We start from the raw sequence: 14248 nt of genomic DNA, 5'->3' as shown, positions 1-14248 counted from the left end.
GCAGGCTGACGGGCGTGAAGCCGTTGCTCGTGGTCGACGCCGCCAACGTCGTGGGATCGGTGCCCGACGGGTGGTGGCGCGACCGCGCGGGCGCGGCCGAACGCCTGCGCGACGCGTTGCGCGGCCGCGACGAGGAGGTCGTCCTGGTCGTGGAAGGCAAGGCGCGCACCGTTTCCAGCGTTCCCGGCGTGCGCGTGGTCGCCGCCGACCGCTCCGGCGACGACGCGATCGTCGAGGTCGTGCGGGCCGAGGGTGACGGCCGTGCGGTGACGGTGGTGACCGCCGACCGCGAGCTGCGGCGGCGGGTGACGGCGCTCGGTGCCGAGGTGGCCGGCCCCACCTCGGTGCCGCGCCGTTAGAGCCGGAAGAGCTGTTCGAGGACCTGCGCGACGCCGTCCTCGGTGTTGGGCGGGGCGTGGTTCGCGCAGGCCTGCTTCACGAGCGGGTGCGCGTTGCCCATCGCGTAGGCGGTGCCCGCCCAGCCGAGCACCGACAGGTCGTTGGGCATGTCGCCGAACGCGACCACCTCGTCCCTGCCGATTCCCCTGGTGCCGCACAGGGCTTCGAGCGTGGCGGCCTTCGACACACCGGGCAGGCTGATCTCCAGCAACCCGAGCCCGCCCGAGTGCGTGACCGTCACGTGCTGCCCGACCGCCTCCCTGGCGATCTCCATCAGGTGGTCGGACTCGCGCTCCGGCGCCCACGCGAGCATCTGCACGACCTGGTGCGCCTCGTCGAAGACGTGGTCGAGCAGCTCCAGCGTCCGGTGCGGGTTGCCGGCGCTGAACCCGCGGAAAGCGGGCTCGCACAACACCTCCAGGCCGGTCTCGACCGCGATGCCGACGTCCGGGATGACCCCCGCCAGCGTTTTCGACACCGTCCGCACGACGTCCAGCGGCACCGTCTGCGCGTGCGTGACCGTCTGGCTCGTCAGGTCGTAGACCACCGCCCCGTTCGAGCAGACCGCGGTTCCGGTCAGCCCCAGGTCCGCCACGAACCGCGGTGGCCGCGCGGTAACTACGACGACGTCCGCGTCGACCGCGTCGAGGGTGGCGCGGGTGCGGTCGCTGAGCACACCGCCCGGCTGCAGCAGGGTGCCGTCGAGGTCGGTGGCGATCAGCCTGATCATCGGCCGATTATCGGGCAACGGTCTCGTGCGCGGCACGGCTTTTCCCATCGCACGGGCAGGCGTGAGCGCACAGTTGACCTTCCGGCAGGATCGACCCATGACCCATCGAGTGAACGACATCCCGCTGCCGGTCTGGCTGCCGGAGAGCGGATCCGGCCCCGGCATCGTGCTGATCCAGGAGATCTTCGGGCTGGACTCCTACCTGCAGGGGGTCGCCGCGGACCTCGCCGCACGCGGGTACGTCGTGGCGATTCCCGAGCTCTTCCACCGCTTCCAGCCCGGCTGGGTCGGCGAGCACGACGAGGCGGGCGTGCAGCGGTCCATGGAGGTCGTGCAGGGACTGGACTTCCCGCAGGCCGTGCGGGACGTCGTCGCGTCCGTGCAGTACCTGCGCGAACTGCCCGAGGTCACCGGCGGGGTCGGCGTGTTCGGCTTCTGCCTGGGCGGGACGCTCGCGTTCAACGCCGCCGCGGTCTCGGACCCGGACACCGCCGTGTCGTTCTACGGCTCGGGCGTGCCGGACCAGATCGGCAAGCTGGAGCAGATCACCTGCCCGATCATCTTCCACTTCGGCACCGAGGACGAGTTCATCCCCGGCTACCAGAAGGTGGTCGACGCCTCCGACGCGCACGAGGGCGCCGAGGTGCACCTGCAGCCGGCCGGGCACGCGTTCCACAACCACCTGGGCCACTTCCACGACAAGGCCGCCGCCGACCGCGCGTGGGACCTCACGACGGCGTTCCTGGACCGCACGCTGCCGGTGGGTAGTGCGATCGTCTGAACCGCGGCTTCGTCCGGTTGGCTGACGACGTCCTTTCACCTGCCCCGTACGCTCCGGGCAGTGGGAGGGTGAATGAGCCGGCCGGACGATCCGCGCAGTTCGGTGCCCCGCGAACTCGCACCACTTCTGCGGCGGGAGATACCGCCGCTCGCCGAGAGCATCTTCGAGGCGATCGAGAAATCGATTCCGGAGTACCAGCATTTCCGGGAAAACGTCATCGAAGGCATTCAGCAGGCGCTGGACAAGTTCGTCGACCACATCGCGGTGCCCGATGCCGTGGTCTATCCGCACGACATCCACCGCAAGCTGGGCGCGTGGGAGTTCAAGTCCGGCCGCAGCCTGGACAGCCTGCAGGCGGCCTACCGGATCGGCGCGCGGGTGGCGTGGCGGCACGTGTGCGCGTTCGCCGAGCGGCGGGCGTTGTCGCTGCGCGCGATGAGCGTGCTCGGCGAGGCGATGATCGCGCACGTCGACGAGCTGGTGAGCCTGTCCGTCGACGGGTACGCCGCGGCCCAGGCCAGTGCCGCCGGGACGTTGGAACGCAAACGCCGGCGGCTGACGGAACTGCTGGTCGGCGACCCGCCGGCGCCGTGGCAGGCCGTGGTCGACGCGGCGGACGTGGCGGCGTGGCCGATGCCCGCGACACTGTGCGCCGTGGCGTTGGAACCGTCGTCCGGGCACGTGGACGAGCTGCTGCTGCCACCGGACGTGCTGGTCAGCCTGGAGGACGCGACGCCGTACCTGCTGGTCCCGAACCCGGTCGAGGTGCCGCGCATGATCCGCGCGCTCGACCGGCGGGCCGTGGTGGGGCTGGCCGTGCCGCCGCAGGAGGCGCGCAGGTCGCTGGCCTGCGCTCGCCGGGTGCTGGCGTTGTCGCACGCGGGTGTGCTGCCGGGCGGGCAGGTGTTCGACTGCGCCGACCACCTCGTGGAGCTGACGTTGCTCGCTGACGAGTTCCTGGCCCGTCAGCTGGCCGCGCGCGCGTTGGCACCCCTCGCGCCGTTGACCACCAGACAACGCACGAAGCTCGCCGAGACGTTGTTCGCGTGGCTTTCGGCCCGTGGCGGCGCACCGGAGATCGCGGCCCGCCTGGACGTGCACCCGCAGACCGTGCGGTACCGGGTGAACCAGTTGGAGGAACTGTTCGGCGACCGTTTGCACGACGCCGACGAGCGCTTCACGCTCGAACTGGCACTGCGGGCGCAGACGTTTTTGGGTCGCGACTGACAAATCGCTTCGCGGCGATTATTACGCGGATGACAAAAACTTCGCGATGCTTGCTTTGTCCAATCCCCGTCGCTACTTTACTGGTGAGTAGCTCCATTCCCTGTAGTTCGATGCCGCACTCAGGAGAACCCTGCCATGAAACTCGGAATCATCGCACGTGCCGCCGCGGTTGTTTTGTTCGCCGGAACGATGAGCATTGCGGCAGCGGGCACCGGCCAGGCCGCCGACGTAACGCTGAACATCACGTACTCCTGCACGTTCACCCTGATCGGCGCCCAGGACCAGCCGTCCACGGTCACCGCCACGAACATGCCGGACTCCGCCACCGTCGGCACGCCGACCCCGGCGGGCCAGACCCAGGTCGTCTCGACCGTCTCCGAGTCCGCGACCGGCGTGCTGAACTGGCTCGGCGCCGCGACCGTCGAAGGCACCCTCAGCACCACGAACACCATCAACAACGCCGGTACCGTCTCCTCGGCCACGGCGACGCTGACCATCCCGAAGACGCCCGTCGCGGCCTCCGGCACGTTCAACGTCACCGGCACCGGCGTCTTCCCGTCGCTGACGCTGGCCAAGGCCGGCACCACGACGATCAACCTCGGCAACGCCTCGCTGACGCTCACCCCGCGTCACGCCGACGGCTCGACGACGTTCCTCGGCACGTTCACCTCGCCGTGCACCGTGAAGGCCGGCCAGAACACCAAGCTGCACCAGTTCCAGGTGGTGTAAGGCTCTTCAGGCGATACAGGGCACCGCGAGCTGCGTGGAGAAGAACCTCTCCAGCGGCTTGCGGTGCAGCCTGCGTTCCACGGCGATCAGCTCGTTGTGCCGGTAGTGCTCGACCTGCGCGCGCGTGACCACGAACCCGTTGCGCCCGCGCGTGGGCATCTCGTCGTAGAGGATCGCGTGCTGCCCTTGCGGCACAACGACATCCGCCAGCCCTTCGGGAATCTCCCGCGCCCTGGTGGCGATCGTCGCCGCCAGCGCGTCCGGCCGGTTGCGCAGCCTGCGGTGCGGCCACGGCACCCCGTGGTGCTCGGCCTCCAGCGTCCGGTGCAGCGCCCTCGTCGAGTGCCGGATCGCCTTGATCGAGTCGCCCGCCGCCAGGTGCACGTGCGGCACGTCGAGCGACGTGTCCCGCTTGAACCCCGTGCACGCGATGACCCGGTCGTAGTACAGCTCCCCGGTGTCGAGCGTCGCCTTGAACCCGTTGCCGTGCCTGGCGATCCGCCGCAACGTCCGCCCCACCGTGTGCGTGACCGCCGCGGTCGACGACACCAGGTCCGCGGTCTCGAACGCGCTGCGCCCCCGCCCGATGATCAGCACCCGCTGCCCCGCGTACACCGTCGGGTCCGTGCTCGCCGACGCGTACGTCTCGGCGAGCTCGATCCCCTCGATCCTCGGCAGGTGCGGCTCAGCCCGCCCGGTGGCCAGCACGATCCGCTCGGCGACGACCGTCCCGTGCTCGTGCCGGACCTCGTTGCCCCGGATGCCCTCGACCCGCGTCCGGTACCGGACGTTGAGCGGCCGCGCGAAGTCCTCCAGGTACCGGACCAGGTCGTCCGCCGGCGGGAACGCCCGCTTGCTGTACCGCGCGAACGGCATCCCGAACAACGAGTTGTCGTCCGTCGCCAGCACCCGGTGCCGCGGGAACTCGCGGAAGAACGTCCCGGCCGACGGCCCCGCTTCGAGGATCACGTACTCACGCCCCGCCTCGTGCAGGAAGTGCCCCATCTGCAGCCCCGCCGGACCCGCACCGATCACCACGTACTCCACCACCGCGCACCTCCCGGCGACCAGTACGCCGATGGTCAGCACCCGGTTCAGAACCTGTCGACGTCGACAGGTTCGCGGTTCAGTACGCCTGCAACTCCACGAGGTTCCCTTCCGGATCCCGCAGGTGCGCGGCCCGCACACCCCAGTCCGGCCGATCCGTCGGCTCGACCACGACCCTGCCCCCGGCCGCCACGAACACCTCCGCCGCCCGGTCCACGTCACCGACCCGCAACACCAGCATCGCCGGCCCGGGAACGTCCTCGCTCCCGACCACCTCGACGAGCCGCGCCCGGCCGAACACCGCCAGCGCGGCCTCGCCGCCGATGTCCCAGTTCGCGTACTCGGCCTGCGGAATCACCTTGACCGGCTCGACTCCGACGAGCTCGCGCAGCACGGTCGTCCAGAACTCGACGGAGGCGGCGAAGTCGCGCACGACCAGGCGCGGGTAGAGAGCGTCCACGCCGCCATTGAACTCCTGCGCGGCAAGGTCGTGCCGGTCCTTCGGGGTCTTCGGTCGGCATCCGCTCGAACGGCGTGTCCAAGGGCAGGTCGTAGAGCCCGTCGTGCCCGTGTGGAGCAGGGGTGCCGCTCGCCGGGGCCGCGCGGTCACGCATGATCAGCACCGGCGAGCTCCACGCCGCCTTTCCACCTGACACCGGGGGATCGCCTTGGGGACCTGGGACATCGGGTCGTTCGACAACGACGCGGCAGCGGACTTCGCCGGCAGGCTGGACAAGGCGCGGGCCGAGGAACGCGAAGGCATCGTCCGGGCCGCCCTGGCCCGCGCGGCCGAGGCGGACGACGTCGAGGCCGATGACGGCAGCGAAGCCGTGGCGGCAGCCACGCTGGTCGCCGCGCAGTGCCCCGGCGGGAAGCCGGTCACCACCGCCTACGGCCCCCGCGAGGCCCTGCCCGCGTTCCCGGCGGACCTGGCTCCGCTCGCGGTGAGGGCGCTGGACCGGGTGCTGGCGAACTCCGAGCTCGCCGTGCTCTGGGACGACGCCGGGCACGGACCGCTGTGGCGCCAGGGCGTGGGCGACCTGCGCGAGGTGCTGGCCCAGTCCACATGATGGACACCGGAACAGCTCGACCGTCCACAGTGTTGGATACGGCCGTGACGACTGCGAAGCGCCGTGCCCGTGTCCGCGCCCCTGAGCTGGTCGGACGCGGCTGGCTCAACACCGGTGGCGCCCCGGTCAGCCTGAAGGACCTGCGCGGCAAGATCGTGCTGCTCGACTTCTGGACGTTCTGCTGCATCAACTGCCTGCACGTCCTCGACGAGCTGCGCCCGTTGGAGGAGAAGTACTCCGACGTCCTGGTGACGATCGGCGTGCACTCGCCGAAGTTCGTGCACGAGGCGGACGCGGAAGCCCTCAAGGCCGCCGTCGAGCGCTACGAGGTGCACCACCCGGTTCTGGACGACCCCGAGCTGACGACGTGGCAGCACTACGCGGTCAAGGCGTGGCCGACGCTCACGCTGATCGACCCCGAGGGCTACGTCGTGCACGTCGCCGCCGGTGAGGGGCACGTCGACGCGCTCGACACGATCATCGGCGAGCTGGTCGAGGAGCACGGTGCCAAGGGCACGCTGCACCGCGGTTCCGGGCCGTACGTCGCGCCGGAGCCCGCGGACACCACGCTCCGGTTCCCCGCCAAGGCGGTCGTGACGCCGCGGAACACGATCCTGGTCAGCGACTCGGCCCACCACAGCATCGTCGAGCTCGAAGCGGACGGCGAGACCGTCATCCGCCGCATCGGCACCGGTGAGCGCGGCCGCCGGGACGGCACGGACCCCACGTTCTCCGAGCCCGCCGGGCTGGCGCTGGTCCCCGCGACGCTCGGCTACGACGTCGTCGTCGCGGACACGGTCAACCACCTGCTGCGCGGCCTCAACCTGGAGACCGGTGAGGTCACCACCCTCGCGGGCACCGGTGAGCAGTGGCGGGACGGCGAGACCGACGGGCCGGCCGACAAGATCGACCTCACCAGCCCGTGGGACGTGGCGTGGTGGAACGGTGGCGTGGCCATCGCCATGGCCGGCAACCACACGCTCGGCTTCTTCGACCCCGTGGCCGGCACGGTCAAGCGGCTCGCGGGCACCACCGTCGAGGGCATCAACGACGGCCCGGCGGAGGGTGCGTTCTTCGCGCAGACCAGTGGCCTGGCCGCCGACGGCGACCGGTTGTGGATGGTCGACTCCGAGACGTCGGCGCTGCGCTACCTCGAACACGGCGAGGTGCACACGGAGATCGGCAAGGGGCTGTTCGCGTTCGGTCACCGCGACGGCGATGCCGAGGAGGCGTTGCTGCAGCACCCGCTCGGCGTCACGGTCCTGCCCGACCACTCGGTGGCCATCTCGGACACCTACAACAACGCGATCCGGCGCTACGACCCGCAGACCAGGACGGTCAGCACCATCGCCACCGACATCGCCGAGCCCAGCGACACGCTGCTCGTCGACGGCGAGCTGGTCGTGGTGGCGAGCGCGGCGCACCGGCTCGAGCGGTTCACCAAGGAGGCCGTCCGGATCGACGGTGCCGCGCACGAGGTGAAGCGGCCGAGCACCGACATCGCGGCCGGCGCGTTCGAGCTCGCCGTCGTCTTCACGCCGCCGACCGGGACGAAGCTGGACGAGCGGTACGGGCCGTCCACCCGACTGGAGATCACCAGCTCGCCGCCGGAGCTGATCCTGGAGGGCGCGGGGGTCGGCACCGAACTGGTACGGGCGTTGCGGATCAACGATCAGGTCACGAACGGCGTCCTGCACGTAGTAGCGCAGGCGGCCAGTTGCAGTGACGATCCTGCCGACGAACACCCGGTCTGCCGCCTGACCAGGCAGGACTGGGGCGTTCCCGTTCGAGTGGTTGCCGATGCACCCACCCGTCTTCCGCTGCTGATGGGCGGCATGGACGAGGCACCTCCGCAGGCCACGTAGACTCTGCGGGTGCCTGATGTCAAGCTCGAGATCCAGATGCTGTACGACCGCGTCATGGTGCGCATCTCGCCGGAGGACGGCGAGCGGCGGTCCAGTGGTGGCATCGTGATCCCCGCCACGGCCCAGATGGCCAAGCGGTTGGCGTGGGGCAGCGTGTTCGGGGTCGGTACCAGCGTGCGACACGTGAAGGTGGGTGACCGGGTGTTGTTCAACCCGGAAGACCAGCTCGAGGTCGAGGTGCAGGGCAACACGTACCTCGTGATCAGGGAACGTGACCTGCACGCTGTCGCCAGCGAGCTCACCGAGCACGGGACCGGTCTGTACCTGTGAGCCGCCGGTTCGTGGTTTTGGCCTGATAGCTGCACACGTGTACGCCGCCGCAGTGGGAAGACAGGGCAACGGGGAGAGCTGTGCCGTACGACGCTGACAAGACGAGAGCGATGCCGCCGGTCAACCCGAGAGGCACCGCCTCCGAGGAGACCACCAGGATCGCGCCCGTGAACGTGAACGCGTCCACCGAGGCCTGGCCCTCGGAGGAACCGGACACCGAGCAGCCCACCGTCACGGCCGCCGTGCCCGGTGTCGGCTTCCCCGCCGGAGAGGACGCCACCGAGTACATGCGGCCGGTGGCACCGCCCCAGCCGCTGCCGGAGGACTCCGGCGTCCACGGACCCGTGATGATCGAACCGGGTGAGGACGAGCCGGAGCCGAAGAACACGAAGAAGAAGGCGTTGATCGTGGCCGCGGCCGTGGTCGGCGCCTTCGGTCTGCTCTACGGCCTCGACATGCTGGTCTCCAGCGGCAACGTGCCCCGCGGCGTCACCGTCGCGGGCGTCGACGTCGGTGGCATGAGCCACTCCGAGGCCGAGAAGAAGCTGCGCGACGAGATCGGCCCGCGGCTGAGCAAGCCGGTCGCCCTCAAGGCGGGCGACGTCACCGGCGAGCTCGACCCCAAGGCGGCGGGCCTGGAGCTCGACTGGAACGCCACGATCGACCGCGCGGGCAGCCAGCCGCTCAGCCCGATCACCCGCGTGACGTCCTTCTTCACCAGCCGCGAGGTCGGCGTGGCGACGAAGGCGGACGACGCCAAGGTGGCCGGTGCGCTCGAAGCGATGCGCGCGAAGCTCGACCACGAGCCCATCGAGGGCACGATCAGGTTCGAGGGCGCCAACCCGGTCGCGGTCGAGCCGCACGACGGCCAGAAGATGCGCGCGGAAGACGCTGCACGCACGGTCGTCACCAACTGGGCCACCGGTGGCGCGGTCAACGTCCCGATGGACTTCACCCCGGTCAAGACGACCAAGGAGGGCGTCGAGAAGGCGCTCAACGACGTCGTCAAGACCGCCGTCTCCGCCCCGGTCAAGATCATGGGCGAGGGCAAGGACGCGAACCTCACGCCCGAGCAGATCGCCGCCACCCTGTCCTTCGCACCCGGCGACGGCGGCGCGCTCAACGTCGGCGTGAACAAGGACAAGCTCGTCGAGGTCGCCGCGCCGCCGCTGAAGGAGACGGTCAAGGAGGGCAAGGACGCCCAGATCGTGTTCGAGGGCGGCCGGCCGACCGTGAAGCCGTCCGTCGACGGGCTCGACGTCGACTGGGACAAGAACCTCCAGCCGTACTTCGACACGCTCAAGAAGACCGACGCCCGTGAGCTGAAGTTCGAGTACAAGCACACGCCCGCGAAGGTCACCACCGAGCAGGCGAACAAGATGGGCATCAAGGAGGTCATCGGCGAGTTCCAGACCGGTGGCTTCGCCGCCGCGTCGGGCGTCAACATCCGGGTCGTGGCCGAGAAGGTCAACGGCGCGATCGTGAAGCCCAAGGAGACGTTCAGCCTCAACAAGTACACCGGCCCCCGCGGCACCGCGCAGGGCTACGTCGAGGCCGGCATCATCGAGAACGGCATCCCCGGCAAGGCGGTCGGCGGCGGCATCTCGCAGTTCGCGACCACGCTCTACAACGCGTCCTACTACGCGGGCATGAAGGACGCGGGCCACCGGGAGCACAGCTACTGGATCACGCGGTACCCGAAGGGCCGCGAGGCCACCGTGTTCATGGACGGCGCGGGCAACAGCCTGATCGACATCGCGTTCACGAACCCGGACGACACGGGCGTCGCCATCCAGACGATCTGGACCCCGTCCACGATCAAGATCGTGCTGTGGGGCACCAAGAACTACGACGTCACCGGCTCGACCAGTGGTGAGTTCGCCCCGACCCAGCCGCAGGAGAAGAAGATCAGCAAGGCCGAGTGCACGCCGAGCAACGGCGCCCCCGGCTTCTCCGTGACGGACACCCGCACGATCAAGGACCGCCGCAGCGGCCAGACGCGCAGCGAGTCGCGGACGGTCCGCTACGACCCGCAGTTCAAGATCATCTGCGAGGCGGCGCCTCCCGCCGGGGGCTGACCGGACTGTGCCGGGATTTGTAGTGGCCACGAACGGGTAGTCACCCGTTCGTGGCCACTGTTGCGAACGAGGCGCGAAGACACCCCGTCGTCCAGACTCTGGGGCGCGTGGGGATGGTTGTGTACGGAGCGGTGCACGTGCTCATCGCGTGGCTCGCGCTCCAGGTCGCGTTCGGCGGGGACGCCGAACGGACGGACTCGAAGGGCGCGCTGACCGAGCTCGCCGAGAACGGTGCCTGGCTGCTGTGGACGGTCGGCATCGGCCTGATCTTCTTCGCGGTCTGGCAGCTGCTGCTGGCCTTCGTCGGGTACACGTACGTGACGAAGAAGCGCAAGCGGATCTCCAAGCGGGTCGGGTCCGCGGCACGTGCCGTCACCGCGAGCGGTATCGCCCTCGCCGCGTTCAAGTACGCGACGAGCGGCGCGACGAGTGACTCCACGCAACAGCAGCAGGAGCTCACCGCGCAGGTGCTCTCGTGGCCCGGCGGCCAGCTGATCGTCGGCGCGATCGCCATCGGCGTCCTGGTCACCGCAGGCGTGATCGCCTACAAGGGCATCAAGAAGTCCTTCGAGAAGGACCTCGACATGAGCCGCGCGCCGTCGTGGGTCGAGCCCGTCGGCCGGGTCGGCTGGATCGGCAAGGGCGTCGCGTACGGCGTCATCGGTGTCCTCGTCGGACTCGCCGCGGTCAACGCCGACCCGGAGCAGTCCGGTGGCATGGACAAGGCGCTGCACACGTTGGCGGCACAGCCCTTCGGCATGTTCCTGCTGACGGCGGTCGCGATCGGCATCGCGGCGTTCGGCGTCTACTGCTTCGTCGCCGCACGCGCTCTGAAGGAGTGAAAACGGAGGTGCGCGGCACGCGGCGCTCGCGCTAGCGTGCTGCACATGTCGACTCCGGAAGCAGACAGGGCCGGGGCTGCGGTCTGACCGTCAGCCCCGACACCCTCCCGCTTCCGGAGTCTTCCCATGCCCTTTTCGCTGTACCTGCTCGCCCTGGCCGTGTTCGCCATGGGCACCTCCGAGTTCATGCTCGCGGGCCTGCTGCCCGCCATCGCCGCCGACCTCGGCGTGCCGGTCGGAACGGCCGGTCTGCTCACCTCGGCGTTCGCCGCCGGCATGGTGGTCGGCGCGCCCCTGATGGCGGCGCTGGCCCGGCGCTGGCCGCCGCGCTCCAGCCTGTTCACGTTCGTCGTGGTCTTCCTGGCGGCACACGTGGCCGGTGCGCTCACCGACGACTTCGCGTTGCTGCTGGGGACCAGGGTGGTCGCCGCGCTGGCGAACGCCGGGTTCCTCGCCGTGGCGCTCACGACGGCGAGCTCGCTGGCACCGCCGCACAAACGCGGTCGTGCGCTCGCCGTGCTGCTGTCCGGCACGACAGTGGCCACCATCGCCGGCGTGCCGGGTGGAGCGCTGCTCGGTACCGCTTTCGGCTGGCGCGCGACGTTCCTCGCCATCGCGGTGCTCTGCGTACCGGCGGCGGCCGGTGTGCTCACGGGGGTTCCGGCGCGGCGGGAACGGTCCGCCGCCGCGTTGCGGCCCGAGCTGGCCGAACTGCGCAAACCGCGGCTGGTGCTGGTGATCGTGCTCGCGGTGGTGGTGAACGCGGTGACGTTCGGGCACTTCACGTTCCTCGCACCGGTCGTCACCGGCGTCGCGGGGCTGAGCGAGTGGTGGGTGCCGGTCGCGCTGGTGCTGTTCGGTGCCGGTGCGTTTGCCGGTGTCGCGGTCGGCGGCCGGTTGGCCGACACCGCACCACGTCGGGTGATCGCGGTCGGTGGCCCGCTGGTGCCTCTCGGCTGGTGGAGTCTCGACGTGCTCGGCGGTGAGCCGGTCCTGTTGCTGCCCATGGTCTTCGTGCTCGGCGCGCTGTCCTTCGCGGTCGGCAGCACGCTGATCGCGCGGGTGCTGCACCACGCGACGGGCGCGCCCACGATGGCCGGTTCCTACGCCACCGCCGCGCTCAACGTCGGTGCCGCCGTCGGACCGCTCGTGTTCTCCCTCTGAGGAGAACTTCGTCCCGTACAACGAAAACGGGTCCCGCGCCTCGGGCAGGAGGTGCGGGACCCGCGGTCGAGCCGCGTCCTAGAAGGCGCTCTCGTCGATGTCCATCAGCGAGTTGTCGGTCGACTCGGTGATCTTGCGGCGGGCGGTCAGCTCCGGCAGCACGTTCTTCGCGAAGAACGACGCGACGGCGACCTTGCCCTCGTAGAACGCCTTGTCCTTGGCCGACGGGGCGCCGCCGAGCTTCTCCAGCGCGACCTCGGCCTGGCGCAGCAGCAGCCAGCCGACGAGCACGTCACCCGCGGTCATCAGCAGGCGGACCGAGTTCTGGCCCACCTTGTAGAGGTTGCGGACGTCCTCCTGCGACGAGGTCAGGAAGCCGACCAGCGCGCCGAGCATGCCCTGCAGGTCCTCGAGACCCTGCTTGAGCAGCGCCCGCTCCTCCTTGAGACGGCCGTTGCCGCCCTCGTTGTCGAGGAACTTCTGGATCTCACCGTTGATGAAGCCGAGCGCCTGGCCCTTGTCGCGGATGATCTTCCGGAAGAAGAAGTCCAGCGACTGGATGGCCGTGGTGCCCTCGTACAGCGAGTCGATCTTCGAGTCGCGGATGTACTGCTCGATCGGGTACTCCTGCAGGAAGCCCGAACCGCCCAGGGTCTGCAGCGACTGCGCGAGCTGCTCGTAGGCGCGCTCGGAACCGACGCCCTTGACGATCGGCAGCAGCAGGTCGTTGACCTTGGTGGCCAGCTCCGCGTCCTCGCCGCCGAGCATCACCTTGTCCTGGAACGTCGCGGTGTACAGGTACACGGCGCGCAGGCCCTCGGCGTAGGCCTTCTGCAGCATGAGGCTGCGGCGCACGTCCGGGTGGTTCGTGATGGTGACGCGCGGGGCGGTCTTGTCCGTCATCCGCGTGAGGTCGGCGGACTGGACGCGCTCCTTGGCGTAGGACAGCGCGTTCAGGTAACCGGTCGACAGCGTCGCGATGGCCTTGGTGCCGACCATCATGCGGGCGTACTCGATGACGTCGAACATCTGCGCGATGCCGTCGTGCACCTCGCCCAGCAGCCAGCCCCTGGCCGGGACGCCGTGCTGGCCGAAGGTCAGCTCGCACGTGGTGGACGCCTTGATGCCCATCTTGTGCTCGACGTTGGTCACGAAGGCGCCGTTGCGTTCGCCCAGCTCACCGGTCTGCGGGTCGAAGTGGAACTTCGGCACGAGGAACAGCGACAGGCCCTTGGTGCCGGGCCTGGGCTCGACGCCCTCACCCTCGGGGCGCGCCAGCACCAGGTGCATGATGTTCTCGGTCAGGTCCTGGTCAGCGGACGTGATGAAGCGCTTCACGCCCTCGATGTGCCAGGTGCCGTCGTCCTGCTTGATCGCCTTGGTGCGGCCGGCGCCGACGTCGGAACCGGCGTCCGGCTCGGTCAGCACCATCGTGGCGCCCCAGCCGCGGTCGATCATGATCTGCGCCCACTGCTTGTCGCGCTCGGTGCCGTTGTTGTAGACGACCGTCGCGAAGCTCGGGCCCGCCAGGTACATGTAGATCGGCGGGTTGGCGCCCAGGATCAGCTCGGACGCGGCCCACGCGACCGAGGGCGGGGTGCCGAAGCCGCCCAGCTCCTCCGGCAGGAACATGCGGTACCACTCGCCGTCCCACACGGCCTGGTACGACTTCTTCAGCGACTCCGGCAGGGTCGCCGAGTGCGTCGCCGGGTCGAACTTCGGCGGGTTGCGGTCGGCGTCGGCGAACGACTCCGCGAGGGGTCCCTCCGCCAGCGTCTTCATCTCGGCCAGAACGCCGCGCGCGGTGTCCTCGTCGGACTGCTCGAACGGCCCCTTGCCGAGGTGGTCCTGCACGTTGAAGACCTCGAACAGGTTGAATTCGAGATCCCGGACGTTGCTCTTGTAGTGGCCCATCTCGTCAGCTCACTCCTCAGGGTCGCGGCGGGGTCGCCTACTGACCGGTAACAACAGGGTATTACTCGACAG

General features: G+C 69.7%; 13 protein-coding genes and 1 pseudogene. 10 read left to right on the top strand and 4 right to left on the bottom strand.

What is annotated here, in order from left to right:
- The first annotated feature begins 5 nt into the window (after window positions 1-5).
- Window positions 6-359: a hypothetical protein gene (locus ADL03_RS03630; RefSeq protein ID WP_197288063.1), complete on the top strand. Its 354-nt coding sequence runs from the start codon at window positions 6-8 to the stop codon at window positions 357-359.
- Here the strand turns inward: ADL03_RS03630 and ADL03_RS03625 are convergent.
- Window positions 356-1129, bottom strand: coding sequence for an HAD family hydrolase (locus tag ADL03_RS03625; RefSeq protein WP_197288051.1), 774 nt, complete (start codon window positions 1127-1129; stop codon window positions 356-358). The genes ADL03_RS03630 and ADL03_RS03625 overlap by 4 nt on opposite strands.
- Window positions 1130-1226: 97 nt before the next feature.
- Between ADL03_RS03625 and ADL03_RS03620 the strand changes: the two genes are divergently transcribed.
- The 3 genes from ADL03_RS03620 to ADL03_RS03610 all read left to right on the top strand — a co-directional run bounded on the left by ADL03_RS03620 (window position 1227) and on the right by ADL03_RS03610 (window position 3866).
- Complete coding sequence (locus tag ADL03_RS03620) at window positions 1227-1910, top strand: dienelactone hydrolase family protein (protein WP_053731922.1); 684 nt, start codon at window positions 1227-1229, stop codon at window positions 1908-1910.
- Between the two features lie 72 nt (window positions 1911-1982).
- Entirely contained in the window at window positions 1983-3137 is a 1155-nt protein-coding gene (locus tag ADL03_RS03615; RefSeq protein ID WP_063798450.1) for a helix-turn-helix domain-containing protein, read from the top strand.
- A gap of 135 nt (window positions 3138-3272) precedes the next feature.
- Entirely contained in the window at window positions 3273-3866 is a 594-nt protein-coding gene (locus tag ADL03_RS03610) for a DUF6801 domain-containing protein (RefSeq protein WP_053731920.1), read from the top strand.
- A gap of 6 nt (window positions 3867-3872) precedes the next feature.
- Here ADL03_RS03610 and ADL03_RS03605 read toward each other — a convergent pair whose 3' ends face one another.
- Both ADL03_RS03605 and ADL03_RS03600 read right to left on the bottom strand, forming a co-directional pair.
- On the bottom strand, window positions 3873-4955 hold the full coding sequence (locus ADL03_RS03605) for an NAD(P)-binding domain-containing protein (protein WP_053731919.1): 1083 nt from the start codon (window positions 4953-4955) through the stop codon (window positions 3873-3875).
- Window positions 4956-4992: 37 nt separating this feature from the next.
- The gene (locus tag ADL03_RS03600; protein ID WP_053731918.1) at window positions 4993-5373 is read right to left on the bottom strand and encodes a VOC family protein; all 381 of its coding nucleotides are present in this window, start codon (window positions 5371-5373) and stop codon (window positions 4993-4995) included.
- 208 nt (window positions 5374-5581) lie between these two features.
- Between ADL03_RS03600 and ADL03_RS03595 the strand changes: the two genes are divergently transcribed.
- From ADL03_RS03595 to ADL03_RS03570, 6 genes and pseudogenes are all read left to right on the top strand, one after another.
- Window positions 5582-5983 carry a DUF4259 domain-containing protein gene (locus ADL03_RS03595; RefSeq protein ID WP_053731917.1) on the top strand — a complete coding sequence of 134 codons (402 nt, stop codon included), beginning with the start codon at window positions 5582-5584 and terminating at the stop codon, window positions 5981-5983.
- 44 nt (window positions 5984-6027) lie between these two features.
- Window positions 6028-7848 carry an NHL domain-containing thioredoxin family protein gene (locus ADL03_RS03590; RefSeq protein WP_231641443.1) on the top strand — a complete coding sequence of 607 codons (1821 nt, stop codon included), beginning with the start codon at window positions 6028-6030 and terminating at the stop codon, window positions 7846-7848.
- A gap of 9 nt (window positions 7849-7857) precedes the next feature.
- Complete coding sequence (locus tag ADL03_RS03585; protein WP_231641436.1) at window positions 7858-8178, top strand: co-chaperone GroES; 321 nt, start codon at window positions 7858-7860, stop codon at window positions 8176-8178.
- An 80-nt stretch (window positions 8179-8258) separates the two neighbouring features.
- Window positions 8259-10256, top strand: a complete 1998-nt coding sequence (locus ADL03_RS03580) for a VanW family protein (RefSeq protein ID WP_197288050.1) — start codon at window positions 8259-8261, stop codon at window positions 10254-10256.
- 113 nt (window positions 10257-10369) lie between these two features.
- Window positions 10370-11098, top strand: coding sequence for a DUF1206 domain-containing protein (locus ADL03_RS03575; RefSeq protein WP_053731915.1), 729 nt, complete (start codon window positions 10370-10372; stop codon window positions 11096-11098).
- Between the two features lie 126 nt (window positions 11099-11224).
- Window positions 11225-12250 (top strand): annotated as a pseudogene (locus tag ADL03_RS03570) (Cmx/CmrA family chloramphenicol efflux MFS transporter); the annotation flags it as partial.
- Window positions 12251-12340: 90 nt separating this feature from the next.
- On the opposite strand, the gene ADL03_RS03565 reads toward ADL03_RS03570, so the two are convergent.
- Window positions 12341-14176: an acyl-CoA dehydrogenase gene (locus tag ADL03_RS03565; protein WP_053731914.1), complete on the bottom strand. Its 1836-nt coding sequence runs from the start codon at window positions 14174-14176 to the stop codon at window positions 12341-12343.
- Window positions 14177-14248 lie beyond the last annotated feature (72 nt).

The organism is Nocardia sp. NRRL S-836 (genome assembly GCF_001279525.1).
Taxonomy (GTDB): domain Bacteria; phylum Actinomycetota; class Actinomycetes; order Mycobacteriales; family Pseudonocardiaceae; genus Lentzea.
The sequence above is the reverse complement of the archived record's forward strand: the minus strand, read 5'-3'. Positions and strand labels throughout refer to the sequence as shown.